Here is a 26,378-nt window from a genome sequence, read left to right on the forward strand (position 1 = left end):
CCTCAATTAGCTTGTGCGATCCAGCCCCCCACCACTGCCGCAGCGATGCGTTCGTGGCGGCCTGGCAGGAGCACGGTATTGATTTAAGATACCCGTTTGGAGGCTGCGTCTCCGGGGGGCAGCAGATGGCTCAACGGCAGCAAGACATCAATTACCGTGCCGCTTTGTGTGCCTCGTGATGACAATATCCGGAGGGTGCCGTCAAGCCGTTCGATCCGTTCCTGCATATTTCGCAAGCCAATCCCCGGCCCGCCACGATCCTGCACGGGGGGGAGGCCGCGCCCATTATCGCTGATCCGCATGGTGGCCCCACGCGGGTGACCGCGCAAATCCATGGTGACCTCAGTCGCCTCGGCGTGACGCTCGATATTGGTCAGAGCCTCCTGCGCGATCCGGTAGAGTGCGATCTTAGCCTCGCCGTCCAGCCGGTTGCGAAACACGACGGTGCTGAAACGGGTCTCAATCCCGGTTCGGGTTGCAAAGTCATCGGTCAACGCCTTCAACGCGGGTCCGAGCCCGAGGTCATCCAGTACGCCGGGGCGCAGATCGCGGCTGATGCGCCGAACCTCGATGATGGCTGTGCCGAGATGCGAAATACCCTTGTTCAGTGGATCTTCGACACGGTCGAAATCCCCACGTGACAGGCGTCTTCGCGCATTGTCCAACGCATAGCGAACGCCGACCAATAGTTGACTGATCCCATCGTGCAATTCCCGTGCCACGCGGCCACGCTCTTCTTCTTGGGCGTCGAATACCCGCTGGGTCAACTCTTTCAGTTTTGCATCGGCCAGTCGGCGCTCGCGAATGTTCAGCACCATCCCTGACGCAAAGACCAACCCAAGTGCAAACAAGGTGATGCCGCCGATGTAGTAGAATGTGCGACGGATGCGGGTCTCGACCTCCGCGCGGGACGCGGCGACCGACGCCAGTACGTCGTCAATGAACACCCCAGTGCCGATTGCCCATCGCCAGTCTTGTAGTCCCAGCACATAGGCCACCATCTGTGCCTCCTCGCCGGTCGAGGGTTTTTCCCACATGAATGTGTGCCAACCAGCTCCTTTTCGTGCGAGGCGGATGAACTCATCCACCACCGGAGTGCCACGGCTGTCGGTTAATCCGGTCCAGTTTTTATTGATAAATTCGGTTTGGCGTGGGCTGACCAGATTGGTGCCGTCATAATCATAGACAAAGAAAAACCCGTCACGGCCATAGATCATCGCACTAAGGATCTGAGTGACCTGTTCCTTGGCTTCTTCATCGTCAGGAGCCGCGAGCCCATAAATATGTGAAAACCCATTGCGGGCCTGGGTTACATAATTGCGGAGTTCGGCCATCTTGGCTTGCAACAGCTCCTGCTCTAGGGCTTTGATCTCACCCTCGGCGAGCGCACGTGACTGTACGGCGACTAAGACTGCGATCGCGGCCCCTGCAATAATCAGCGGCAGGGTGGCAAGCAAGGACAGCTTCTGGGCGTAGTTTGGTCGCAGGAAATTGAGGATCAGGCGCATGGTCGAATCGTTACGCAATCCAATTTGAGAATCAAAGCCCCCATTCGTGCATCTAACGCACGAATGATCGGATCCCTTGAGGCGCGTTTTGTAGTCTGCCTGAATTTTGGCCAAAAAAAGGTCCAAAATGCGGTTTTCTACGCAGTAGTAGGTATTCACATGACGCAAGCGAAGGCTAGGCTTGCCTCACTCGATGAGACCCGCCTTGGGCGCAGACCCAAGGCAATTCAATTAAATGGGAGGAGAAATTATGGATCGTCGTTCCTTTTTGAAGACATCCGCGCTGGGGGGCAGTGCCGCTGCGGCCACCACTCTGGCTGCACCAGCCTATGCACAGGGTAAACGTACCCTGACTATGGTCACCACCTGGGGCCGCGGCCTTGCCGGTGTACACGATTCCGCACAGCGCGTGGCAGACAGCATTACCGCAATGTCCGATGGCCAGCTGACCGTGGATTTGAAAGCTGCCGGTGAACTGGTTGGCGCGTTCGAAGTCTTTGATGCTGTGACCTCCGGTCAGGCTGACATGTATCACGGTGCCGACTACTACTTCGTTGGCCAGCATCCGGGTTATGCGTTTTTCACCGCGGTTCCCTTCGGTCTGACCGCACAGGAACTGGTGAACTGGTACTATCAGGACGGCGGCATGCAGCTGCACGATGAGCTGGGTCAGATCTTTGGTCTAAAATCCTTCCTCGGCGGCAACACCGGTGCACAGGCCGGTGGTTGGTATTCCAAAGAAATCAACAGCCCCGAAGATTTCAACGGCCTGAAGTTCCGTATGCCCGGCTTGGGTGGCAAGGCGCTTGGTAAACTGGGCGCATCCGTTCAGAATATCCCTGGTTCCGAAGTGTATCAGGCGTTGTCCTCCGGTGCGATTGACGGCACCGAGTGGATCGGCCCCTGGGCGGACGAGAAGGCTGGTTTCCAGGAAATTACAAAGACCTATTACACTGCTGGCTTCCACGAGCCGGGTGCAGGTCTGTCTGTTGCGACCAACCGCGACGTTTTCGATAGCCTGAGCCCTGCGCATCAGAAGATCATCGAAATTGCTTCTGGTGAAGCGCACCAGTGGAACCTGAGCCAGTTCTTGGCGAACAACGGTGCTGCACTGCAGCGTCTGCAGGCCGGTGGCGTTAAGGTCATGGAATTCCCTGACAGTGTCTGGGATGCATTCGGCAAGGCTTCCAAGGAAGTGCACGACGAAAACTTGGGCGACGAGCTGTACAAGAAGATCTACGACAGCGCGATGGCGTCCATGAAATCTTCCTCGGGCTGGCACAACCTGTCATCTAGCGCCTACACCAAACAGCGCGACCGCGTTCTGGGCTAACCCTCAACGAGTGGTTTCAATCGGATCCTCCGCAGTGTGCGGGGGATCCTTTCGCAATTGCAGCCGGTACTGATGGCAACAGCCACATGTGCCCAGCGGATCCAAGTATTCGCGCACGTCTGATTTTTATCCCGAAGATGACAATTCAGACGACTTGCGCTGCACGCATTTATTCGAGGGAAAAATGCAGGACGAAAGTGGCATTTCCTTTTTTGGAGCCCTATTGGGCGGTCTTATCTCGTTGATCCAGAACCTTGCGGGGGCCTTTTATAATTTCGGCTATGCCGTCGCCAACCCGCAGCTCTGGCTCGATTGGTCAGACAAGGCATCCATCATGCGGTTCGTCTACTATGGCGGGTCGGTTGAGTTCTTCTTTGTCGTGTTCACTGCGTTTCTGGTGCTCACGGCAGCTGGCATGTATCGCAATTCCATTATGTGGGGTGTAGTGCGCGGTTTGGAGGGCTTTGCCAACACGCTGGGTCGGCTGTTTGCCTGGGCCGGTCTTCTGATGGTGCTGCAACAGATCGTTATTGTGTTCATGCAAAGGGTGTTCGCGCGTCCGGACATGAGCTTTGGTTTGGGGATTGCGCTTGAAAAAGACATCAGTTGGTTTGCTGAGGAACTGAAGCTTTACAACGCCTTGGTTGTCTGTCTGTGCGTTACTTATACCTTTGTGCAGGGCGGTCATGTACGGGTGGATCTGATCTATTCGGGGATCAGCTTCCGTGCCAAACGCGTTGTGGACATGCTGGGATCTTTGATCTTTATGATGCCTGCTGCGGTCCTGACATGGATGTACGGCTGGTATTTCTTGTGGCGTCACCTGATCGTGCCCAAACCCTCCGCTTCCGATACATTGGAGCGGCTGTTGATGAAATCCCGCGCGCTACGCTGGAACGTCGAAACCATCGGGTTCAGCCCAAACGGATTTAACGGATACTTCCTCTTCAAGATCCTGTTGGTCGCCTTCGCTGGTATCGTCTTCATTCATGCCATTGCCTTCTTCTACCGCTCGTTCCTAGAGTTTGTTGAAGGCCCTGACAGTGAGAACAAACACCTCGACAAGGACAGCCTTGGTGAAGGTGAAGAAGCCTATGAAGGCGCGCATTAACTAAGGGACAGCCCCCATGCTATTCGGACTTGATGGCGTTGAAATAGGCCTGATCATTGTTTTCTTTTGCCTCTTCGGCGGCATTCTATCCGGTTTTCCAGTGGCGTTTGCCATTGGCGGTGCCGGTATCATCTCCTTTGGGATCATTGCAGCGCTCGACAGCGCCGGGATCCTTGTTCACCAAGCGATTGACACCTCGTCGCAGGTCTATCGCGATCTAGTGAGTTCCGGTGTTAAACCGGATACGGTATCGGTCTTCCGATACCCGGACTTGCCGCGCGTTGCCGAGGCCGTGTTCCCACAAGGGTGGGAAACCGCCATGGATCGGAACTTATCTTTCATCGTAAACCGCATGAACGAGCGTGTTCTGGCGGGGGCCTCGATCGAGACGCTGCTGGCGGTTTTGATGTTCGTGTTGATGGGCATCACGCTTGAACGCTCCAAGATTGCCAATGATCTTCTGACCACCATGGCGCGCGTATTTGGCCCGCTGCCCGGCGGTCTGGCGGTTTCAATCGTGGTTGTGGGTGCGTTTCTTGCGGCGTCTACCGGCATTGTCGGCGCAACGGTCGTGACCATGGGGCTTCTGGCCCTGCCAACCATGCTGCGCAACAACTACTCGCCTGAGCTGGCGACGGGTGTTATCGCAGCCTCTGGCACGCTCGGGCAGATTATTCCGCCCTCAATCGTGATTGTTCTCCTTGGCACGCTGGCTGGTGACCTCTATTCCACCGCGCAAGAAGCGCGGGCGCAGGAATTTGGTTGCTCTGATGCGCTGACATATCTGGGTGAGCCTGCTGTGGTATCAGTTGGCACGCTGTTTCAGGCGGCGCTGCTCCCGGGAATCCTGCTCGCGCTGCTCTATGCGCTTTATGCCTTTGGGTATGCGCTTCTGAACCCGGAAAAAGCCCCTGCCGTTATGATGGAGGGTGGCACAGGTGAGCCGATCACCCGTGGTGAAGGTCTGACCTGGTTCCTTGGTGTACCGACAGCGTTGATCGTGGGCGCGGTTCTACTTGGCTCGGTCAATGTTATCGGCAGTCAGAACGTGACTGTGTCAACCTTCTCGGATGCTGGCCAGACTGCTTCGCTCCGCACCAATGTCGGCGAAGATTGCCAGGCGGCGATGATCGACCTGCATGGGCAGACGGCATGGGATGCCGCAGTGGCTGAGCAGGAAAGCATCGATGCAGCAGGCGGTGTTAGCGAAGCCACCAAACTGACCGAGGAAGAGCTGGCCGCGGCACAGATTGCCAAAATCGAAAGCGCAGCCCCCATCGGGACCGGTCTGACCGTATTGATGGTATTGATGGGTCTGACGCTGGCGGTTGGTCGCGGGGTCGCACCGTCGCGGGATCCGAAGCCGCTGATTTTGGGCGCTATCGGGGTTCTACTGATCGCACTTGTGGATTTGGTGGCAATCTCGCCAACCACAACCGCCGGGGTGACAGTACTGCTGATCGCACTGCCAAGCCTTCTTGCGTTCTATGGCTGCAAGGTCGCCGCGGCGCGTAGCGCCAGTAATGATCTGATCCGCGTTGTGTTCCCTCCGCTGGTGTTGATTATTGCAGTGCTTGGGTCAATCTTGGGCGGCATTACCAACCCGACACCAGCTGCGGCGCTTGGGGCGGGCGGGGCGATTATGCTCGCCGCATATCGTAAGCTGCAGGACCAGGGCAAATCCGGTAAGATTATCATCTGGGCAACGCTTGCGGTGGCCGTCTGTATCCTCGTAGGCGTTAACTTCGATCTGCGCATCAATGCGCAGGGCGGCGTGTCAGCGGAAACTGTCATAGCCTTTGGTGTTGCATATGGCTCCTATCTCTTTGCTCTCTTTGGGCTGATCTATGGCTGCTGGGTGCTGTTCAAGGGTGGGGTGCTGACGCCAGTTGTGCGCGAGACGGCCAAGGTGACCTCAATGGTGTTCACCATCTTGATCGGCTCGCAGCTGCTGAACCTTGTGGTGATCTCCTTTGGCGGTGAACATTATATCCAACAGTTCCTGAAGAGCTTTGACAGCGAGTTGAAGGTCTTCCTGATCGTGATGGTGGTGTTGTTCATCCTTGGCTTCGTGCTCGACTTTCTTGAGATCATCTACATCGTGATCCCAATTGTCGGGCCAGTGATCTACGGCGGTTCCTTTGATCCGAAATGGGTGACCATTATGGTTGCGGTCAACTTGCAGACCTCATTCCTGACGCCGCCCTTTGGATTTGCGCTGTTCTATTTGCGCGGTGTAGCTCCCAAAGAGGTGACCACTGGGCATATATACCGTGGTATCCTGCCTTTTGTGCTGATCCAGGTCGTAGGTCTGGGGATCTTGTGGATGTTCCCCGCCATCGTGACCATTGTACCGGCTCTAATGCCAAACTGATCACGGTGAGACGAAACGAGACATCAGGAAAGGCCCTCCATTGGAGGGCCTTTTTCATATTCGGATACTGCGTATCAGGGATAAGGGAGCAACGTTGCTCTACGTCATTGTGACCATTCAGGTAGGAGAAAGGCAGGCTGCCTTCAGGTGAGTTGGAGCAGATCCCAGCGATTGCCGAACGGATCGCGCCAGACTGCAACGATGCCATAGGGTTCGTGACGGGGCTCTTCCTCGAAAGTGACGCCAGAGGCCAGCATCGCGGCGTGGTCTCGCGCAAAATCATCGGTCGTCAGAAACAGCCCTACGCGACCGCCGAATTGATTGCCAATGATGGCGCGTTGATCATCGTTGTCAGCGCGGGCCAGGATTAGGCTACCCTGCTTTGCGCCGGGAGGCAGTATTCGCACCCAGCGTTTGCGCCCCTGATCGATATCTTCAGCGAGCTGCCAGCCTAGCGTGGTGCAATAAAACTCGATAGCTGCATCGTAGTCAGGCACAATCAGTGTCAGGGCATGAAAGAATTGCATCGGCTACCTTGCTACGCGACGAGAATCAGGCAGGTGTATATTGGCGACCTGCTCCGCTATCGGATCGGTCGATAGCGGATGGGCGCTGTCGTCAAATGCACTGGGGTCGGTCATCGGCTGCCACGTACCGCGGTAGTAGACTTCTAGTCCGGTGAATTTGATCTTGTAGCCCATTTTAGCGCTGCCCGGGACCCAATAGCCGAGATAAACGTAAGGCAGCCCTGCTTCGCGCGCGATTTCGATATGATCTAGGATCATGAAGGTGCCAAGCGAAGCTTGCGGCATATCGGGTTGATAGAAAGAATAAACCATGCTCAGCCCGTCTTCTAGCACATCCGTCAGAGAGACAGCGGTCAGGGCGTTGGTTTCAAGGTCATTATACTCAACTACACGGCTTCGGATCGGGGTTTCTTCGATCATGGCCGCATATTCGAATACATCCATATCAGCCATGCCACCGTCGGCATGACGGCTGTCAAGGTAACTCCGGAACAGCGCATATTGTTCTTCCGTGGCCCAAGGTGAGGTCGCCCGACGATCAAGCCCGGAATTGCGCCGCAATGTACGCTTCTGTCCACGGCTGGGCTTGAACTGGGCGACATTGATGCGTGCGGAAAGACAGGCCGAACATTCCGAACAGGACGGTCTGTAGAGCACGTTCTGAGAACGGCGAAACCCTTGCTGCGACAGGCTGTTATTCAACTGTTCGACGCCATCCCCCTGCAGCGCCGTGAACAGTTTACGTTCCATCCGGTCTGCGAGATAGGGACAGGGCTGCGGAGCAGTCACATAGAACTGTGGGGCAATCGGCAGAGTGTGGCGCATCAGGCGGGTGGTCGTCCGTTTGGGCTGCGGCACAAAAGCTGCCATGACTCACATCAGACCGGAAACAGGTCATATCTGTTCTGCCAGGGCGGGGCAATCGGGCCACGTGGTCACTGGAATGATAGCAATGCCTTCGAGGTGCGCCAAGGGGCCAGATTGGATTAAGGTTTACAGAATTTAGGAGGTTGCTCGTGAGCGGTCGCTCATGAACGTTGCTCAAGCCCGCCGATTCAACATGACAGTGCCGAGCATTGCATCGGTCAGGCCCTGACCACGCGCAGACATCAACATCATCAGGATAGAGATTATCTGTATTATGGGGAATGCCATGGAAAGGGTATAGCCCGCCGTATGCAGCAATGCGCCCTGACCATCCAATTTGCGCCCGTTAAGGTCGCGCAACTCGATCCCAGCGATATACATCCCCCAGGTGGCCGAGCCTCCGGCGATGGTTAGAGCGCGATATATGAAACCGATCGCCAGGTAGAGCAGGGGCCAGATCAGCAAACCGGTAAAGGCCGTTAACACTACGGCGATGCTGGCCAGAACAGTGATCAACGCGCTGTCGATCAGCCAGGCAAACAGACGCTTAGAGGCAACAAATTGGTAGAACTCGGTCTGATAGTCGGGATCGGGCAGGGCGGTCATCAACGCCTCCTTGTTGGCTCTAGGTTTGGGCACATATGAGTGGCGACAAAGCTGACGCAGTCATATGGACAGCAAAAACAGCTTGGGGGAGCGGAATGGGAGCACCGTGCGCGCCAGTATGCGGATACTCCCTCCGATAGCTCCGCCCCAATGGGGCGAAGCGGGGGCAGGCGTCAGTGGCGCTTACCGCGACGGACGTCGTTGTCGTCGTCCGCTTCATCATCCAATTCTATGGCTTCATCGTCGTTGTGCAGAGCACGCTCATGCATGAATTCATCGAATTCGGACTTGTCTTTCGCGGCGCGAAGACGCTGCAGGAAGGCTTCAAAATCATGCTGCTCCTGTTCTAGCCGCTGCAGTGTATCGGCCTTGTAGGCGTCAAATGCACTGTTGCCGGATGGGGTCATTGCGGACATGCCATGGCGAGCCCAAGACTTACGGCGGGTGGTGCAGGATTTTGAGAACATACGTTTGCTCCAGATCATGTAAAACAGCAAGGCGAGGCCAACCGGCCAGAAAAAGACAAAACCGAGGACCATAGCCGCGATCCATGCGCCTTTGCCCTTGCTGTCCAGCCAGGATTCACTGCGGGAAAACCAGCCCTGTTCGGAGGGCTGCGGGGCGGTTGAGGTGTAACTCGTCATCGGGGTCTCCAGGTTAGCGTTGCAATGTTCGGCGTCCATGTAAATGCGCTTCACATTATGGAATATCGGAGTGCCGATGTCAGGTTTCAAGCTTGCATGTAAATGTTTTTCACATTTATTTGGCGGAATTATTCTAGTGATTTGATTTTTCTGTTAAAACAGGTTGTAGCGGGTGCAGTCACCCCCCGAGCAGTGCCAGGAATGCCGGGTGTAGCGGGACACTTCCGTTTGCAAACTCGGACACTTCCCGTTGCAGTACGGGACACTTCCCATTGCAAACTTGAACGTTCGCCGCCCAGACCGTTAAAAAACGGCGGGGCGGCAGAGAGTTTTAAAGGGTGTTAAAAGGGGCATTTAAAGAGCCGGAACGCTGGAACCGAGCCGACACAGCGATTGCGGACCCATGTTGGCAGTGACCCAGAAGGCAACAATGCGGACGAAGCGAGCTTCCGCTGCACTTGCGCCAATGTCCGCTCCACCCTCCCAAACGCTGATGCCTCAGCCCGGATGAATCAACCGCGCCCCGTCCACATAAACTTGTTTCCATTTGATGATCGAATAGGATTTCCTGAGGCCAGTCGGCCAAAATGGGTCTTCATGCACCAATCGATCCAACTCTTCCTCGGTCTCTGCTTCAACGATCCACAGACCGTCCCGTCCTTGTCCTGCGGCGTCTGACAAAGGGCCCGCGGCTTCAATCTTATCCGAGTTCTGCTCAAGGAAATCGAGGTGCTTCGTCATATGAGTCTTGCGGATGTCTGGATCGGCATCTTTTGCATCTTCGAACAAAATGATGAACTTCATTGTCTGGCCTCCGTAAAATTACCTGCGAGCATAACTGCCACATCAAAACCGAGGATTGTCCTGATAAAAATGACGGCCTACTCTGCAAGAATGCAGAGTCACGATTGGAATGATCTCAAGTATCTTTTGGCACTTCACCGAGAAGGAAAGCTCACTCAAGCTGGTCGAATACTTGGTGTCAGCGAAACGACGGTGGCCCGTAGAGTCAGGCAGCTTGAGCAGACATTAGAAACCACGCTGTTCGTACGCAGTGCCAATGGACGATACGAACCAACGGACGCTGCGCTGAACATCCTGCCACACGCTGAATCTATAGAGGCGGGGAACTTAGCGATTAGAGCAGTGTCAGGCGAGAACGCACAGCGTGTCACCGGCAGTGTTCGGATAAGCTCGGTGCCGATTATCGTGAATCGATTCCTCGTTCCTAACCTTGCCGCTTTAGAACGTTTGCATCCGAACCTTACGGTCGAACTGGTTTCGAGCTCGGGCAACCTGGACCTATCCAAACGAGAGGCAGACCTTGCGGTGCGCTTTGCACGTCCATCCGGTGGGGGTTTGCGGACGAAAGCGCAAAAGTTGGGCGAGTTATCATTCTCGGCATACGCTGCAAGTTTCACCTCACCAGACCAATATGAAAAACTGAGGTGGATCACCTATGACGAGGCACATTTAGACTTGCCGCAAGCGTGTTGGCTCGAAAACGCCGTGAAGTCTTCGGAACAGCGTGCCAATTTGAGAGTTGCGGATGCAGAGACAGGCATGCAGGCCGTTGCGGAGGGGATTGGAAAGACGCTTTTGCCACGCGCAATTGCTTCGGGCGATCCGCGATTTCGAGCAATCGAATTAGAAGGTGGCGCGAGTTGCCCGACTAGGGAAGTCTGGATGTTGTCGCATGTTGATCAAACATCAAGACTGTCAATTACAGCAGCCAAAGATTGGCTGATAAGTCTGGCGTGGGCCTGAGAGCGACTTGAAAGCGGTCATTCATGCGCGGCGCAGCATTGGTCAAAGAGGGCTCGTTTCTGCCGTTTGCTGCAAGCTGGTTCAAAGGCCGGTTTGAAGTTCTTGCTGGGGTAGGGGGAGCCCCGGCCTAAGCCGGAACCTCTTTTTCATCTTGTGGTAGGGCATCGGGTTATTCTTTTGCTAAGGGCTCGATCTGCCTGCGCATTTTCCGATCCAAGGGCATCAGGTATTTGTTCCGTTTGAGGTGAACTCGGGGGAGTTGTTCGAACCCAAGCGATTTGGCGTATTCGGCGTAAGTCATGCCAAGGCGCTTGATGCGCAGGCTCATGGTGCGGCCATGGACCAGTTTGTCGCCATCTTTGAAGGCGTGCGACGCAACGCAGTCCTCATAGATCCAGTTGCCAGCCTGATAAATGCCGCCGTGATGGCCCTCCTCAAGGGCGGCGTAGGAAATCACCAGGCGCAGGCCGGGATTGAGCGCTTCATTGTAGGCTGGCCAGTTCCTGGTCCTGTAGGCCGGGTGCGTGGGTCTGCTCATGTATCACAGCTACCACGCTGGATTCACGAGATGAATCCCTCGCGCGATTTGTGCAACAGAGCCTATTTGGTACCTAGAGTCATTCCATAAACAGTTTAGGCTTGTCCAAGAGGGAGTGACGCGCCTCATCTCAACATCTGGGGTCGGGTCACACGTCGGGTGAATTTAGTCTTCTCATCAACACCTGAGTCAAACCGTCTGAACCAATCCGCAGGAATTCGCCGGTTACTGGTATGCGTTCGAAGGGTATCTCCCGCGTCATCCGAACGATGGTTGCCTCAGATAGAAGATACAAATCTACGGTTGCCATTGGAGATTGCTCACCCTGAATTCCCGAGTATGCAACCAACTTCTTTGGCACATAGCCGACGTTAGAATGAAGAAATCAGAAGGCAGCTGTGCGGGCGAACTTAGCGCCTGCTGCGGCCGCTCCAATGTCTGGATCTGTTTCCATCACATCAGCAGTCTTAGTACGGTACCCAGAACCGAAGCTATCAGCAGAATGCGAATGATGCCCCAATGGAGGCGAAAGGCCAGAACACAGCTCAGACCGAAGAGCAACAGCGCGAGCCATTCGATGGTGGCAAACTCAGGCAGCCACAGCGTGATCGGGCCCCGTTTTACGTGGGTCACCGTGCCAAAAAGTACATGCAGGCCGAACCAGAGTGACAAGTTTAGGATAACGCCCACGACAGCAGCGGTGATGGCCTTCAATGCGCCTTGCAACCGAGGCTGGTTTGAAATCCATTCAATGTATGGGGCACCGGTGAAGATCCACAAAAAACACGGTGTGAAAGTCATCCAAAGAGCGACCAAAGCGGTGAACATACCAAGACCAAGCCCTCCGCGCTCGAACCCGGCAAGAAAGCCCACGAACTGTGTCACAAGGATCAGTGGGCCCGGTGTTGTCTCGGCCAGACCCAAGGCATCAATCATCTCACCTGCTGTCAACCAGCCGAATTGCAGGACCACGTCCTGCGCCATATAGGCAAGGACCGCGTAGGCACCACCAAACGTCACGATGGCAAGAGTGCTGAAGAAAATACCGACCTCGACAACCAGGTCGGGCGCGCCAACCCAAGTGAGCGCAAGCAGCGGAAGCAACCAGACCGCGAGCCAGAATATGACCGTACCAGCTGTCTTTAGAACCGACACATGTGTCATATCGACGAGATTTCGCTCCAATTGCGTGGTTGCCGTAATCCAGCCATAGAAACCTGCCACCAGGACGATCAACGGGTAGGGGATCGCTAGGAAAAATATACCGACAAAGGCAGCCCCCGCGATGATCCAATCCTGCCTCTGAGCAAGCGCTTTTTTCGCGACCCGTAGAAGCGCCTCAACAACGATCACCAGAACTGCGGCCTTGATCCCGTAGAACAGCGCTTCGACCAGCGGCACATTCCCAAAAATGCTGTAGATCACCGCAAGCGACATGATCACGAGTGCGCCAGGGATCACAAAAAGCAATCCGGCAATCAGACCACCAATCGTGCCGTGAAGCCGCCAACCTGTATAGGTCGCAAGCTGCATGGCTTCTGGTCCCGGCAGCAGCATGCAAAAGCTCAGCGCGTTGAGAAACTGTTGTTCAGACAACCACTTGCGGTCGTCTACCACCTCTTTGTGCATCAGCGCGATCTGGGCGGCAGGCCCACCAAAAGACAAGATGCCGATTTTCCACCAAACGCGTGTAGAATCGGCGAGAGACGGAGCCATTTCCGCCTCGGCGTTGTTCGTATTGCTCATGACTTAAGACTTTGCCTTTGCAGCGGGCCAGTCATGCCCCTCATTTGTCGCGTCGCGCGCCCAACGGTAGAAGGCATCGTAAAGCAACATGCCAGCCTCAAGCTGATCTAGGTCATTACGGAACATGCGCGATAGCCCTAAAGACGCGGCCAAAAGACCAGCTGTTTCCGGTGCAAGATCATGTCTGTTGGTGTCGGCTCCCCGAACGATGGCGGCAAGCCGCGTCAGGGCGTCATGCCTGATGCCAAACTCTTCGATCATTGTATCGAAGGTACAGGTCTCGCCGCGATGGCTCCAAAACACATCCTCAATGTCGAAGGGGGTCGCGCTGAAGCGCTCCGCCACATTGGTCACTTGTGATGCCGCCACGAAGAGGATTTGCGCCTTTGGATCAATGAAGCGACGTATGAGCCACGGGCAGGCAATCCGGTCGATCTTCGGGCGATGGCGCGTCACCCACACCGAACGACCTGAAATATCCAGTGGTGGCAACCTGTTCGTAGTTACCATCGGGAGTTTCGCATCTCTCCAGGCGAACTGCCCACCTTCGAGAACTTCCGCCTGAACCCCGGCGGTGCGTAACAACGCCGCCGCGCCCTGACTGATCTTCAGACCTTTTTGGCAATAGACCACAACTGACCGGCCCCGAAGCTCTTCAGCCAGATCAAGAACATCCTCAAATGACTTGCGATAGGCTCCGGGAACAAGTCTTGGATCATCGTCAAAATCTTCGTCAGTACGCACATCGAGAACAGTTGGACAATCGGGGGTTCCGATCAATCGAGCCAGGGCAGATACGGTGATTTCATCATACGACGCCATAAAGCATCCTCCATAAGAAGTAAAAAGACTGGAAGGATGCAAGATTGGGCCAGCGCCTCACGAGGTTCTTGCTTACCCCTGAACACCTTTTCTAAATACCATCGTCTCCGGTGTCAAATCCAAGAGCAGCCTTCGGCTGTATCGCAGAGGTTTTGAAGTATAGGCCCACAGCCGACATACGGCCGTGCGGCGACAGGGTCGCAGCGATTGCGCACCATTTCCCAGCAGCCAGATGACAGCAGCCAGCTCAAAGCGGACACTCGCACAGCCCGAGACGATCGCTATGCTGCAAGCGCAGGACACTGGCGGATTCGATCGGCAGCTATGCGGAGGAGCTCCCATTTCCGATTCCGGACTAACCGTCTGCTTTCTGCTCAGTTCAGATGAAAGACAAGAAGGCTGTGCTAATGTTTGATGTCGAACCAATAGAAGAAGGTGCCGGCATTTGCGATTGCTGCGGCAATCAAACTCGAACTGTTTGGGGCTGGGTCCATGAAGAAGGTGGAGGCACAGTCGCAAGTTACTTCGTTCAATGGACTGTTGGTAAGTCAATTGAAGACCACCCTGCAAATTTCGATTTAATCTATGGAGCTTGGGGGGAAGGAGCCACCAAAAATGATCGATGCGCGATCTCCTTAGTCCACTTTGAGAACGATGGCGTTCCCGGCGTGTCAGTGATCAATGCAAACGACCGGCCAGTCGCGTCTAGCGAACTTATTGCATCAGCGATGAGCCGTGAAGAGCTGGTTGGCACACCTTTAGTTCAGCAGGTGTTCTCAATATTTGATGCGGTAATTTTGCAGGATAATCGCTTAAGCTGACATTGGACGTGCTGCAGCATCGGTCATATTGGGCTCAAAGCTGCCTTGCGGCAGTGCGGCGGCAGCGCGATCGTATTCAGTTTTACATGCCTGAGGGCGGCTGTCAGCACAAACAAGACATTCATTCACGGCGCAGCGAATGCTCTGCTGCGGGCGCGAATAATCTGGCCAAACTTCCCGTTAGCGGACCTTCAGGTTTGCTTCTCTTTTCAGGACAATGCTGCGCCTGGCATGGATGTCAGTGACGCGCAGAAAGCACCCTTTGCAAAGTCGCGAGATCTGGCGGCATGACTAAGGGGCGATGCCGCATGCGTACAGGGAAAGCCGCCCTTCGCCGCAAGAGCAGCCTCAAATCAGGGTCGAACGGCCCAGACGCGGACAAAGCCGTCGCCCTTTGTGATTTCCACCGCAGTTGAGTGCTACAGGCTCTGGGTTGGTGCTTGCGAACACAAGGGTTTCGGTATGTGCGGGTACAAGTGATGCTGTCAGTGCAAGCGCTGCTGCACCGAGTGCTTTTATCGAATTCATTTATGTCCGCCCAGGTTTTACAAATGATATTGAGGTTGGGCATGTTTTGAGAAATCCAAAAATTGTTTTTCTCAAACAGAAGTACTGATTTGGTGAATTCATGGCCGTGCCCAGATCGTCAGACGCAAGGCAATTTTTCATGCATACAGGTTGCTATGACATGCTCGGCCCGGCCTATCCCAGAATTTGATCTTTATGCTCTACGAACCAATCATGCAGCGTTTTCGGCTTCCGCCCCAGCATGGTTTCGGCAAAGTCATTCAGCGCCCAGCCAACTTCATATTCGCTTTCATATTCAAAGAAGGCCCAGATGCCAGGTGCGACCGGTCCGAAGACTGAGCTGTAGTTTTCAAGGAAGGCATCGCGTGATCCTTCAAAGGTGATCGTTTCGCCAAAGGCTTCGCTCATCACTTTGGCAACGCCTTCAGCTGTGTGGTTGTCATGGCCGTTGTTAATCGTATGCGTGCAACCGATATGGCGGTGATTGTCTGACAGCAGCAAGTTGGCGACAACTTCGGCAATTTCGCGGGGGTCGACATAGGGCACTTTGCGGCCATGCCAGATCAGTTTGCGTTCGCGCCGAATGCCGATCTTGGTCACTTTCAAGAAGTTATCCATGAAGCTGCCACCAAAGTTGATGTAGGTCACAGGCAGCAAGCTGTCGTCCAAGATTTCCTTAATTTTATAATCCGGCGTTGGATCAACACCGGGACGGGCGGGCAATTCTCGTGGATTCAGCCGTTTGTTGTATTCCGGCATGATCGCGATCTGGCGCACCATGTGAACAAGGGTTCCGCTTTTCTTGGCGGCCGCCACAAAGTTGTTCATGGAGCGCTTGGGATCAACTGTGATTGGTGAAGACATATAGACGCCTTCGATCCCATCCAAAGCAGCTTCCATTGAGGGCAGATCGTAGTAATCGGCGACAACGATGTCGGCTTTGGGGAAGTCTTTCTTCAAAGCTTCGGCCCGGTCTTCATTGCTCGATACTAGACACAGCTGAACTTGTGGCGCTGTCTTGGCAATATATTCGGCCATTGGGCGGCCGATATGATTGGCGGCGCCAAAAATGAGTATGCTCTTTGGGATGGGTTTGCGGTTATGAGTCATGGAGTCATTCCAGTTCATATGGTGAAGGTCAATGAAGGCTCTTCAGCGACGAAAGAGAAGGGTCAATAGAAACAGGAACGTTTTGAAATCTAGCAGTTTCAAAGCGGTGCGTGCCTCCTGGGGTTTGATGCGCGCTTTCATGGGCATCGACCCAAAGATGTTCCCTGTGATCACCAGATCGTTTTTGTCACGGCTTAGGGACTTGATGGTCATAAGCTCTTTGCTCTGACCATCATAGACCATCACTTTTTTCTTTTCTTTGGCCTTGCTCATTTAACGTCCTCAGCAAAGACCGCCGCGTAATCGATGTCCAAATCGTCCATCATTTGCAGCGCCGTCGCGCGCCCGCCGCCTGTGACACCGCCACCGGGGTGCATGGCCGGGCCAACAAGGTAAAGGCCCTCAACATTCGGAACCCGGTAGTTGCTAAGGTCAGGCGTCGGACGATGGCCCATTGTTTGATAGAACGGGGCGGCGGCCCCATGGATATCACCGTTTAGGTAGCTGCTCGGGCTATAACGCTGGTGATCCATTGGCGATGCAATATGGCGCGCGACGATATTATCGTCCTCCAAACCATCAAAGAACTTGCGATACTGCGCGAGCGCGGCATCAGCGACGTCCTCTTTGCGCGCGTCCCAGCCTTCAAGTCCGCCGTCATGCAGCTCTGCGGGCACCAAATGCACGCCGTAGAAGACACCGCAACCCTCAGGCGCTCTGCTTGGATCCGTCCGTGTCGCATCAAATCCGCCGATCAAACGCGGCGTCGGAATACCGCGATGTACCTTGTCAAATTCCAGGCACATGTCGCGCACTGTGTAGAAATCCATCAGCTCCATTGCGTGGGCGTGATGTTCTTTGCCGGCTTTCAAGGTCGCCTGCGACTTCAGGTTTAGGTGGATCATATTCACCGACATCTCAGTCGTGGTCACGCGTTTGGCGCGGTGAAGGACCGGCGCAGGCACGCCGTCTACGAATTTTTCCAAAACATGCGGATGGATGGCGCCGATCACACCATCCTTGGCCATGAACGTTTCACCGGCTGTCAGCTCTAGCCCGGTCGCTTTGCCAGATGAGACGACCACGCGTGACACCTCAGCACTGCAACGTACTTCGCCACCGTAATGTTCAATACAGGCGACCAAAGCTTCTGACAGCTTGCCTGATCCGCCATCGGGCGATCCGCCGCCGTAGGTGTGCAGCACAGCGTTCGTCAACAAAGCCGCGACGCCTGTTCCCAACTCGTCGGGATTGATCAGAGCCTCGGCCATACCGCGAAGCAGGTGTAGTCTGACCATTTCGTTTTCGAATTTTTCCTCAATGATGAAGCGCGCACTGCGCTGCATCATATCGAACATAAAGCGACCTTCATCCGATTGATCCATCATCGCAACAAACGCGCCAAGTGGTGTCGGCGGTGTTGCAAGCCCGGCCATCATCATTGGTAGAACCTTTTGTCCCACGCCAATGAATTGGCGATATGTTTCGGCGTCTTTGGACGAAAACTTGGCTATCTCTTCGCAGGTCTTATCAAGGTCTTTCCAAGTGGACAGTGTCGTGCCGTCATCCCAAACACTGATCACACTGCGATCGCCAATGTGATAATCCAGTCCGAACTTTGACTGAAGCCCCAGTTCATCATCTTGGATCATCGGATTGGCAAGGATCATGACGTGTGTCGCGGAATGTTCGTCGTTGAAAAAACCCGGTGTCATAATCTCGCGCGTGACAACGCCGCCACCAAAGAACGGCTGGCGTTCCAGCACGATGACCTTCTTCCCAGCTTTCGCCATATAGGCGGCGGCAGCCAATCCATTGTGACCGGCGCCCATGACGACAATATCGTACTGGCTCATTTCGATACTCCTCCCAAATTTCTCCGGACACTGTAAATCACGGGCATAGAGTGCTAGTAAGCATCAAACAGAGCCCATTTGGGGTATAATCGTACACGGAGGGCGCATTGGATCTTCTCAGCGAAACGCTTTTAACGCTCAAAATTAAGAACATGCTGATCGGGACTTACAACCTGTCGGCACCTTGGGGGTTCAGCTCTGAGGGGGTTGATTTCGGCTTTAGTTTTACGGTGATTGAGAACAGCTGCTGGATCACGCCTGAGGGCGCAGAGCCAATCGAACTTAAAACGGGGGATTCATTCATTTTTCCGCGCGGCGGGCGCATGTCGATCAGCTCAGAGCTCGGGGTCGAAATCCGCCCTGTCGCGGATGTTTGGAATTCGGACGACATTGCCTTTGTTGGCTTTGATCAATATCCCCCTGGCGCGTTTTCCCAAACAACTTGGGGCGGCGGCGGAGATAAGGCTCGCCTATTGAGCCTGATCTTCGAGATCGAAGAACAAAGCCGCACAGGTCTTTTCAACGCGCTGCCGGATTATTGGGTGCTGCGAAAAGGGGAAAGCGAAGAGTTTCATATGATACGTTCGGCCTTGTCCACCATCGCCCAAGAAGGCAGCAACACGCGACCGGGGGAATATGCGATCAAGAGCCACATCAGCGAGGCCTTGTTGGTCAGCCAGATACGCGCCCATGTGATACAAACGGACTATAGTTCCGGCCTGCTTGCGGCGATCAAAGACCCGTATTTGCAGAATGTTCTTATCGCTCTGCATGAAAAACCGCAGATGAGATGGACCATCGATTTAATGGCGCAAGAAGCCTGCTTGTCGCGCACGGCCTTTGCCAAGCGCTTCAAGAAGACGCTGAATGAGACGCCGATGAACTACCTGCATCAACATAGGCTGACGCTGGCCGCATCAAAGCTGAAGGCTACTCACCAAAACGTAGAAACAATTGCGAGGGAGGTTGGCTATGTCGATGGCCAACACTTGAGAAAGCACTTCCTGAAGGCTTTCGAAACAACCCCCGGAAGCTTTAGGAAACGATTTGGCCTTTTGAATTCGGCAACAAAGAATCAGAACGATCCCGTTTCAATCGTCGCGGGCTGAGCCGCGTTTGATCCTTTCCCACTTAAGTGGTTCCTAAAAAAGCCATGTCATGCAAAAGATGCCAAAGTCCGGTTAGATGACCAGCAGCGTAGTATTTTTTGACCCATGATCATCGGCGGCTTTGGATCGTCCTCAAAAAAGCAATGCCAGCTTCCGGCGCATCGCTGTTGTTTGTGCAAACGGCAGCATCTGGCATTTTGGGCTCACAGCCGACCTTAGCTTTAGCAGGAACGAAGTGACGTGCTGCCCGCAGCGTCCTCGGTTATTAGTTCGCTCTGTTCAGGGTTTGGTCCTCTACTGACCGTTGATGATACTCCCACGGGGTGAGCCCGTCGAGGCTCGTATGTGGGCGATGGTGATTGTCATCGTCACGCCAGGCCGCGATCAGCTCTCGGGCGTGGCGCAGGTTGGCGAACAAGTGCTCGTTGAGGCACGCGTCCCGGAGGCGGCCGTTGACGCTTTCTACAAAGCCGTTCTGCATTGGCTTGCCTGGCGCGATGTAATGCCACTCCACCTTCCGATCTTCCTGCCATTTTAGAATGGCATTCGACGTCAGTTCGGTCCCATTATCGCTGACCACCATGCAGGGATAGCCACGCGTTCGAGCGATATTGTCGAGCTCACGGGCAACCCGCTGGCCGGAGAAGTGAGGTGTCCACGACCGCAGCCAGGCAGTCCCGACTGAAGTCGTCAATGACGCAGAGCACCCGGAAACGGCGGCCATCAGACAAACTGTCCGAGACGAAGTCCAGCGACCATCTCTGGTTCGGCCCTTGCGGGATCGCCATGGGCGCACGCGTCCCAATGGCGCGGTTTCGCCCGCCGCGCTTGCGCAGGCTCAGCCCCTCTTCGCGGTAGATCCGGTAGGGCTTCTTCCAGTTCACCTGCCAGCCCTCGCGGCCGAGCAGCAGGTGCAGCCGACGATAGCCGAAGCGCCGCCGTTCGCTGGACACCTCCCTCAGCCTCTCTCGCAACTCGGCGTCCGCAGGCCTGGTTGATCCACGCCGATAGACGCGCGGATCGATCCCGGCCAGGGCACAGGCCCGCCGCTGGTTGTCGTTCTTCTCTGTCATGGCCCAGTCCACGGCTCTCCGCCTTACACCGGATCTCTTTCAGCGTTGCCACATCAAGCATCTGCTCGGCCAACATCTTCCTGAGCTTGGCGTTCTCGACCGCCAGAGCCTTCAGCCGCTTGGCCTCGGACACTTCCATGCCGCCATACTTCGAACGCCATTTGTAGAAAGTGCTATCGCTGATGCCGTGCTTGCGGCACAGTTCCTTCGCCCCCATTCCGGCTTGGTGCTCCTTAAGGATGCCAATGATCTGCTCTTCGCTGAAACGGCTTTTCCGCATCGCCTGTCTCCTCGCTTGGAGAACAGGCTAACTTCAAATCGCGGACTTTTCAGGGGAGCATGTCAGAAGGTCTGCGCTCGGTCGCTGGTCACACTTTGTGGAGCCCACTATATGCGCTTAGCCCAGGCAATACTGGGGCAGGTGGACCCGAATAATCTGCAACTCGAGCTGTCTTGGTTTTTGATGTCCGACCGTGATCCACTCGGTTTTCATGTTGTGCAAGACAAGCGCCAACTTGGTAGGCCCTCTTCGTACAGTCTTGAAGGCCTGATTTTTTATGCCTCATCCGGGTTGATCCGGATTCCTCCGGCCTCTTCCGGCTACTGCAATATGAAGTGTCTCCTAACAACTATCCAGCTTCCAACAAGTTCTTTGATGGCGCCTCCCGCCATGGCTTGGAGAGGGGGAACACTTTGTCTGTCCAAGTAGATGGTCAGATTTCAATTGTTAGCTGTTCGGGTCCTGAGTGGTGCGAGCAAGAGCGGAGGATCGCAAAGGCCGCGCTCTATGCAATCCACGCCATTCACCACCGTGAATCTCGCCGCTACACCATCAAAGAGAAATCGAAAGAAGTGTTACGGCTGATGTGTGCGGGCTATCAGGACCGAGAAATAGCGGAGTGGCTGGGTATCAAGCTCGTCACCGTTCGCCAGCGACGGCAAGCGCCTATGCAGGCGGTCGAAGCCAGCTCCACGGCGCAACTCATATCACTAGTGATAAAATTTGGTCTGATTTAGGTCTAATCGATTCACAAAAGCACCGACCGCATGAACATGGCGTTTCAACTAGGAGAACGCCATGCAGCTACATGTTTTTTCGTTTGGTCAAAGTGCAAAGTACCGGCAGGTCTTTGAAGGATTTCTTGCGCTCAGGAAGCGCAAGTTTGTTGATGAATTGGGCTGGAGCTTGAAGCACCAAGGCGGGCTGGAGCGCGACCAATATGATAGACCGGGAGCGTTGTATTCAATAGTGACCAGGAACGGCCAAGTGGTAGCCGGGGCACGGGCGCTATCTTGTGGCGCTGTCGACGGGCGATGGAGCTATATGCTGAAAGATGCCGCCGATGGAAAGTTAGACGGTATACCGGGTGGCCTGATGGACGTCTACCCGAGTGACAATTCTGCTTGGGAATGCACCAGATTTGCTACGGATGAGGCGCTGGCCTATACATCCTCTCATTGTATCGAAACCAAACTAATTGTTGCTGGCCTATGCTCGGGCGCGCGTAGTCTTGGAGCCAAGAAGCTGCTGTCGTTGTCATCGCGTGCATTGGGGGTCCTGTTGAGGCGATTTGGCTATCAGGTCCAAAGGCAGCCGAACCGCTACCTCTGCGAAGATGATCAGCGCGAATACTTTGCGTTTGTTATGGGCTGCGATCCGATGGTGAATGACGATTTGTTTCGACAGTACGCGCCGCCATTGGCGCTAGATCATGCCCAAGAACTAGAGCTATCAGGAGCCGCATAGTTGACCAGTACGGGCGTGAATGTTCGCTAACTTGGCGCGACCCGGCTCAGCGCCGGGTCGCCCAAAATCGCTTTCAGGTTTGAAGCGGCCTTGCTGGGGGTGGTGAATTCTTAATACTTTGAAAAATAACGAATAACCTCTTTCTATAAAATGCCTTGCCGGATTGTGCGCTATCTTCAAGTCACGGCGGGCAAGTTGCTTGCACCAAAGTTGACATACTCGCTCAAAATCGTGGCGCCACACCACTCCGAGGAATCTATTTCGGCGAATACTGCACATTGCATAATCGTCAGTTATTCAGATTCTGGGGCGAGACGTTTGGCCAACACCAAGGCCAGTGTCATCGCCAAGAAGAGAAAAACAGCCCCCAAAATCCACGCGATAGGTGTGGAGTATGTTTCGGCGACGGCTCCGACAAGCACTAGGCCCAATGCGGCACCCAACTGCTGTATCAACGATCTCAGCGACAGCATGGTCGATCGCTGACTATCGCCAACGCAGCGATGAAGAATAGCGCTGGCTGGCGTCTCGCTGACACCAAGGATCACAGAATACAGGATGAAAACCGCCACAAAGCCGATGATGCTGCCTTGCAATGCCAGTGCGATCTGAGCAACTGCCAAGCAGGCAAATGTGGTCGCGAGCGTCACTGCGTGCCGCCGCTTGAAGATACGGTTGATGTACGAAGACAAAGATGCGCCGAAAGCGATAGAGAAGAAATAAGTCGCAGTCACAACACCAATCACGGTATTTGCGTAGTCCTCATCCAACATGGGCTTTGCTTGGGTCGGCCAGATTACTTCAACAGGGTTGGTCGCCATGAGAAAGAACGCCAGTGATCCCAGAAGCATCGACAGCGCGGGGTGTTCAAAGGCGAGAAGGCTTGCGTCTCTTGTCACCATTGGTACGTTTGCGAACCCTTTCCTGAGAGCATTGCCATTCTTCGGACGTGGCTTTTCAACGATGGCCAACAGCGTAAAAACAAACACGCCCAGCATCACACCAAAACTTGCTGCATAGGATACATCATAGATGCTGAACCCGAGATTTTTCGCGACTACGCCTAAAGCATCTGGCATAAAACCACCCAGAACAGCACCGATAGCCAATCCCATGGCATTGGCCCATTGCGCTTTAGCAAGTGCGGGCTGGATATCTACATTCGGCGCGGCGGCTTTGAAAGTTTCGACAAACCACGCATCAAGCGTGCCCGACCGAAGCGCCCGTCCAAATCCGATGCATGCAAATGACAGTGCTAGAACATAGAAGTCACTTGTTGAGAGAAAGAGTGCTAGCGAAATCAAACTGGCAACGGTTGCCGTAAGAAAGACGGGCTTACGGCCAATGCTGTCTGCCAAGCCGCCGAAGGGCAGTTCCATCGCCATCGTCGTGAGCGAGTAGACCCCGAAGAGAAGCGAAATCTGAAAGAGATCCATACCTCGGTCAGTCAGCGCCAGAGCGACAACGGCAACCGTCAGGCCCATCGCAAAACGGTCAAGAAACTGGTGTATCTGAAACACCCGAATATGCCGTCGTGCCGAGCTGGTTAGCGCTGCAAAGGAAAACTCTATTTCGGTTGCCATGCCTGCAACATCGACATTACTGCCACCGTGCGCAACATCTAAGGTCAGTCAAAACCTATGCTGAGTGTATACATGCCGCCATTGATTCAAGCGGACAAATGCCTTTGTTGTCGGCGTAACGGCCGTTGGAGCGTCACCCCAGGCTGGGGGTTTCACTGAACGGTAAGAACTGGCCGAGGCTTAGGAGATTCGGCATAGAGATGACCGCGGACAGCATGAATGCCTGCTTTGGATAACTTGCAGTCATTTGGTGGCCCTGTAAAATGCCCGATTGACGCAATCCACCCGATGTACCGCAGCATGGCAAGTTCAAGCCCAACTTAATGCATGCTGAGGTGCGCACAAACTGCAGCAAGTCGTCCCCACATCTCATAAACCTTTGGCTTATGCCGCAGTCTGTCTCCCGGAAGTTCAATTTCGGCCGCCGTCAAAAGCTTCCAGATTAAGGCAACCGCGACATTGCGGTGTCAATCTCACAGAAAGGACTTCAACATGATCAAACTGGGAAAACTGGCTCTCGTCGCGACATTGGCGGTACCGGGAGTAGCGTTCGCGGAGATCAATATCGGCGACGAAATTGGCGTGTCAGAGACCGCTATTCGTGCCACTCTTGAAGCTCAAGGGTACACAATATCAGAAGTGGAAACCGAAGATGGAGAGATCGAAGTGGAGGCTGATATTGCAGGTCAATCGTTCGAAATCGAAGTCTCGTCGGAAACTGGCATGGTTCTCGCGGTCAACGAAGATGACGACGATGAGGATGAAGGCTAAACAATCGGTGGTGCGCCCTTTAAAAACAGGGCGCACTAAACCTGGTTCAAAGGATCAAACATGTCCCGAGCAGCTATTCTGTGGTCACTCCTTGCGCTTCAGGGGATCTGCTGTGCGTACTTCCTTCTGGATACGACATGGGATCTGCTTTGGCCCTCATCCATCAATCGTTTCGCTGACAGCGATACGCTCGAAGCCCTCGTGACAATCGCATTGTTTTTTGGCTTGGCCTTTACAGGCAACGAGCTCCGTCAAATCCTGATGCGGCAAGACAAGCTGGAAGATCAGATCAAAGTAGCCTCCGGGGCATTTAACGATGTAATGGAGACGCGTTTTTCCTCTTGGTCACTGACGAGCGCCGAAAGAGAAGTCGCGATATTGGCTATTAAAGGGTTCTCCATTGCTGAAATGGCAAATTTGCGGGATACGAAGCAGGGAACGATCAAGGCGCAGTGCGCGTCCATCTATAAAAAGGCAGATGTCACGGGGCGGCTGCAGCTGCTCAGTATTTTTCTAGATGACCTTATGGCTGACAACCTGATCAACCCCGCCTCGCACCACACAGTTAAGGACGGAATATGAAGCCCTTCGGAATACTATTGATTGTTGCGACAGCCGCGTTTCCGGCGTTCCAGCTTTTCGCACACCAGAATGTTCCGGATCAAATCGCCCTCTTTTCGCAATACCTGGGGCTTGCAGCGTTGATACTGATGGCGTGGGCGCAAATCCTGTCGACCCGTTCGCCAGGTATTGAGCTTATCTTTGGTGGGCTGGATCGCATCTATGTGCTGCATAAATGGGCGGGTGTTTCTGCGATGGCCGCGATTTTGCTTCATGACACGATTGATGCAGAGATGCGCGGGTTGGGGCGAGAAACGGCACTCAATGAGATTGCAGAAACATTGGGTGAGATCAGCCTGTACGGCCTCCTGATCCTCGTCGTTCTATCGGTTGCCACCTTTGTTCCCTATCACCTTTGGAAATGGACGCATAAGGCCATGGGCGCTCTGTTCGCGGCTGGCTCGTTTCACTTCTTTTTTATCATGAAGCCATTTGCGATGAGCGATCCGGCTGGGCTCTATACGGGTGCATTTTGTATTGCAGGTCTTGCTGCTTACATCTGGATGCTTCTGCCGGACCATCTCAGACCATCAACAAGATACTCGGTTACAGAACTCGAAGAAACGGGTGGGGCACTGGCCATCACCTTGACACCTGTCGGCAAGCCGCTGAAGGCGAACCCTGGGCAGTTTGGGGTCTTGCGTTTTGCTGATAGCAGGATCAGCGAACCGCATCCGTTCAGTTTCTCGAAAATCACCAACGACGGATCTCTCGGGGTGACTGTAAAGCCACTCGGTGACTTTACGACACGGCTCGGGGCGTCCCTGGAGGTTGGATGTGATGTTCGTATCCAAGGGCCATTTGGGCGCTTTCGTTTTTCCGGTAAGAGCCCAGAGGTCTGGATCGCCGGGGGCATCGGGGTTACGCCCTTCCTCACTTGGGCACAGGCGCTTGACGTGGATCACGCCCCGGTCGATTTCTTCTATTGTGCGAAGTCGCGCAAGGACGCGCCGCACCTTGATAAATTGGAGGCATTGGCGACGTCAAAAGCCAATCTCAATCTTCATCTAATGTTTTCAAGTGAGAACAGGCGGCTTTCGGCAGACGCTATTTCCGAGGTTTCCACCTGCGACCTTTCGCAAGCAAAGGTATCCGTTTGTGGCCCGGTTTCGCTGCGCAATTCATTGCAAGATGGTCTTCGCCGCTTTGGCGTCGGCCCACGCCGCTTTCACTATGAAGAATTCGAATTCAGGACAGGTATTGGCCTAAAATCGCTCGCCGGGTGGCTGGTGGAGCGTGGAAAGCGATCGGGAATACAGGATACAGTGACCGCCAACAGCAGGCATTGACAGTTGTTACTTTAGGCGCAGCCCAAT

At 54.5% G+C, this 26,378-nt stretch carries 25 protein-coding genes and 1 pseudogene; 11 read left to right on the forward strand and 15 right to left on the reverse strand.

The window, feature by feature from the left end; all coding sequences use genetic code 11:
* Positions 1-83 precede the first annotated feature (83 nt).
* Positions 84-1,508, reverse strand: a complete 1,425-nt coding sequence (locus ACEWZM_RS16360) for a cache domain-containing protein (protein WP_414007445.1) — start codon at positions 1,506-1,508, stop codon at positions 84-86.
* 250 nt (positions 1,509-1,758) lie between these two features.
* Here ACEWZM_RS16360 and ACEWZM_RS16365 point away from each other — a divergent pair, with 250 nt between their 5' ends.
* The 3 genes from ACEWZM_RS16365 (at position 1,759) to ACEWZM_RS16375 (ending at position 6,326) form a co-directional block, all read left to right on the forward strand.
* Positions 1,759-2,841, forward strand: coding sequence for a TRAP transporter substrate-binding protein (locus ACEWZM_RS16365; protein ID WP_414007446.1), 1,083 nt, complete (start codon positions 1,759-1,761; stop codon positions 2,839-2,841).
* A gap of 184 nt (positions 2,842-3,025) precedes the next feature.
* Entirely contained in the window at positions 3,026-3,952 is a 927-nt protein-coding gene (locus ACEWZM_RS16370) for a TRAP transporter small permease subunit (RefSeq protein WP_414007447.1), read from the forward strand.
* 16 nt (positions 3,953-3,968) lie between these two features.
* Complete coding sequence (locus ACEWZM_RS16375; RefSeq protein ID WP_414007448.1) at positions 3,969-6,326, forward strand: TRAP transporter large permease; 2,358 nt, start codon at positions 3,969-3,971, stop codon at positions 6,324-6,326.
* A gap of 143 nt (positions 6,327-6,469) precedes the next feature.
* On the opposite strand, the gene ACEWZM_RS16380 is transcribed toward ACEWZM_RS16375, so the two are convergent.
* From ACEWZM_RS16380 to ACEWZM_RS16400, 5 genes are all read right to left on the reverse strand, one after another.
* Positions 6,470-6,853, reverse strand: coding sequence for a VOC family protein (locus ACEWZM_RS16380; RefSeq protein ID WP_414007449.1), 384 nt, complete (start codon positions 6,851-6,853; stop codon positions 6,470-6,472).
* Positions 6,854-6,856: 3 nt separating this feature from the next.
* Positions 6,857-7,678, reverse strand: coding sequence for an arginyltransferase (locus ACEWZM_RS16385; RefSeq protein ID WP_414008065.1), 822 nt, complete (start codon positions 7,676-7,678; stop codon positions 6,857-6,859).
* Positions 7,679-7,894: 216 nt separating this feature from the next.
* Positions 7,895-8,326: an RDD family protein gene (locus ACEWZM_RS16390; RefSeq protein ID WP_414007450.1), complete on the reverse strand. Its 432-nt coding sequence runs from the start codon at positions 8,324-8,326 to the stop codon at positions 7,895-7,897.
* A 173-nt stretch (positions 8,327-8,499) separates the two neighbouring features.
* A complete protein-coding gene (locus ACEWZM_RS16395; RefSeq protein WP_414007451.1) occupies positions 8,500-8,970 on the reverse strand; it encodes a DUF2852 domain-containing protein in 471 nt (156 codons plus the stop codon).
* Between the two features lie 498 nt (positions 8,971-9,468).
* Positions 9,469-9,774: a YciI family protein gene (locus tag ACEWZM_RS16400; RefSeq protein WP_414007452.1), complete on the reverse strand. Its 306-nt coding sequence runs from the start codon at positions 9,772-9,774 to the stop codon at positions 9,469-9,471.
* Between ACEWZM_RS16400 and ACEWZM_RS16405 the strand changes: the two genes are divergently transcribed.
* Positions 9,712-10,737 carry a LysR family transcriptional regulator gene (locus tag ACEWZM_RS16405; RefSeq protein WP_414007453.1) on the forward strand — a complete coding sequence of 342 codons (1,026 nt, stop codon included), beginning with the start codon at positions 9,712-9,714 and terminating at the stop codon, positions 10,735-10,737. The genes ACEWZM_RS16400 and ACEWZM_RS16405 overlap by 63 nt on opposite strands.
* Positions 10,738-10,906: 169 nt before the next feature.
* On the opposite strand, the gene ACEWZM_RS16410 is transcribed toward ACEWZM_RS16405, so the two are convergent.
* The 3 genes from ACEWZM_RS16410 to ACEWZM_RS16420 form a co-directional block, all read right to left on the reverse strand.
* Positions 10,907-11,275, reverse strand: coding sequence for a Mom family adenine methylcarbamoylation protein (locus tag ACEWZM_RS16410; RefSeq protein ID WP_414007454.1), 369 nt, complete (start codon positions 11,273-11,275; stop codon positions 10,907-10,909).
* 453 nt (positions 11,276-11,728) lie between these two features.
* The gene (chrA, locus tag ACEWZM_RS16415; protein WP_414007455.1) at positions 11,729-13,021 is read right to left on the reverse strand and encodes a chromate efflux transporter; all 1,293 of its coding nucleotides are present in this window, start codon (positions 13,019-13,021) and stop codon (positions 11,729-11,731) included.
* Positions 13,022-13,024: 3 nt separating this feature from the next.
* A complete protein-coding gene (locus ACEWZM_RS16420) occupies positions 13,025-13,843 on the reverse strand; it encodes a chromate resistance protein ChrB domain-containing protein (protein WP_414007456.1) in 819 nt (272 codons plus the stop codon).
* A 407-nt stretch (positions 13,844-14,250) separates the two neighbouring features.
* Between ACEWZM_RS16420 and ACEWZM_RS16425 the strand changes: the two genes are divergently transcribed.
* The gene (locus ACEWZM_RS16425) at positions 14,251-14,664 is read left to right on the forward strand and encodes a hypothetical protein (RefSeq protein WP_414007457.1); all 414 of its coding nucleotides are present in this window, start codon (positions 14,251-14,253) and stop codon (positions 14,662-14,664) included.
* Between the two features lie 348 nt (positions 14,665-15,012).
* On the opposite strand, the gene ACEWZM_RS16430 is transcribed toward ACEWZM_RS16425, so the two are convergent.
* The 4 genes from ACEWZM_RS16430 to ACEWZM_RS16445 form a co-directional block, all read right to left on the reverse strand.
* The gene (locus ACEWZM_RS16430; protein ID WP_414007458.1) at positions 15,013-15,192 is read right to left on the reverse strand and encodes a hypothetical protein; all 180 of its coding nucleotides are present in this window, start codon (positions 15,190-15,192) and stop codon (positions 15,013-15,015) included.
* A gap of 174 nt (positions 15,193-15,366) precedes the next feature.
* Entirely contained in the window at positions 15,367-16,302 is a 936-nt protein-coding gene (locus tag ACEWZM_RS16435; RefSeq protein ID WP_414007459.1) for an NmrA family NAD(P)-binding protein, read from the reverse strand.
* A 42-nt stretch (positions 16,303-16,344) separates the two neighbouring features.
* A complete protein-coding gene (locus tag ACEWZM_RS16440; protein ID WP_414007460.1) occupies positions 16,345-16,575 on the reverse strand; it encodes a hypothetical protein in 231 nt (76 codons plus the stop codon).
* A complete protein-coding gene (locus tag ACEWZM_RS16445) occupies positions 16,572-18,158 on the reverse strand; it encodes a phytoene desaturase family protein (RefSeq protein ID WP_414007461.1) in 1,587 nt (528 codons plus the stop codon). The genes ACEWZM_RS16440 and ACEWZM_RS16445 overlap by 4 nt, the downstream gene beginning before the upstream one ends.
* Before the next feature lie 107 nt (positions 18,159-18,265).
* Between ACEWZM_RS16445 and ACEWZM_RS16450 the strand changes: the two genes are divergently transcribed.
* Positions 18,266-19,267 (forward strand): AraC family transcriptional regulator, encoded by a 1,002-nt coding sequence (locus tag ACEWZM_RS16450; RefSeq protein WP_414007462.1) that lies wholly within the window; start codon positions 18,266-18,268, stop codon positions 19,265-19,267.
* Positions 19,268-19,532: 265 nt separating this feature from the next.
* Here the strand turns inward: ACEWZM_RS16450 and ACEWZM_RS16455 are convergent.
* Positions 19,533-20,620: pseudogene (locus ACEWZM_RS16455) on the reverse strand (IS3 family transposase).
* Positions 20,621-21,033: 413 nt separating this feature from the next.
* Between ACEWZM_RS16455 and ACEWZM_RS16460 the strand changes: the two are divergent.
* Both ACEWZM_RS16460 and ACEWZM_RS16465 read left to right on the forward strand, forming a co-directional pair.
* The gene (locus ACEWZM_RS16460) at positions 21,034-21,357 is read left to right on the forward strand and encodes a helix-turn-helix transcriptional regulator (RefSeq protein ID WP_414007463.1); all 324 of its coding nucleotides are present in this window, start codon (positions 21,034-21,036) and stop codon (positions 21,355-21,357) included.
* A gap of 61 nt (positions 21,358-21,418) precedes the next feature.
* Positions 21,419-22,087, forward strand: a complete 669-nt coding sequence (locus ACEWZM_RS16465) for an acyl-homoserine-lactone synthase (RefSeq protein ID WP_414007464.1) — start codon at positions 21,419-21,421, stop codon at positions 22,085-22,087.
* Between the two features lie 293 nt (positions 22,088-22,380).
* Here the strand turns inward: ACEWZM_RS16465 and ACEWZM_RS16470 are convergent, their stop codons facing one another.
* Entirely contained in the window at positions 22,381-23,670 is a 1,290-nt protein-coding gene (locus ACEWZM_RS16470; RefSeq protein WP_414007465.1) for an MFS transporter, read from the reverse strand.
* Between the two features lie 492 nt (positions 23,671-24,162).
* On the opposite strand from ACEWZM_RS16470, the gene ACEWZM_RS16475 reads away from it, so the two are divergent.
* The 3 genes from ACEWZM_RS16475 to ACEWZM_RS16485 are packed head-to-tail and all read left to right on the forward strand — an operon-like array spanning position 24,163 to position 26,351.
* Positions 24,163-24,441, forward strand: coding sequence for a PepSY domain-containing protein (locus tag ACEWZM_RS16475; protein WP_414007466.1), 279 nt, complete (start codon positions 24,163-24,165; stop codon positions 24,439-24,441).
* A 60-nt stretch (positions 24,442-24,501) separates the two neighbouring features.
* Positions 24,502-25,023: a helix-turn-helix transcriptional regulator gene (locus ACEWZM_RS16480; RefSeq protein ID WP_414007467.1), complete on the forward strand. Its 522-nt coding sequence runs from the start codon at positions 24,502-24,504 to the stop codon at positions 25,021-25,023.
* Complete coding sequence (locus ACEWZM_RS16485; RefSeq protein WP_414007468.1) at positions 25,020-26,351, forward strand: ferredoxin reductase family protein; 1,332 nt, start codon at positions 25,020-25,022, stop codon at positions 26,349-26,351. The genes ACEWZM_RS16480 and ACEWZM_RS16485 overlap by 4 nt, the downstream gene beginning before the upstream one ends.
* Positions 26,352-26,378: the final 27 nt, after the last annotated feature.

The sequence above is a fragment of the Phaeobacter cretensis genome (genome assembly GCF_047372505.1).
Lineage (GTDB): Bacteria > Pseudomonadota > Alphaproteobacteria > Rhodobacterales > Rhodobacteraceae > Phaeobacter > Phaeobacter cretensis.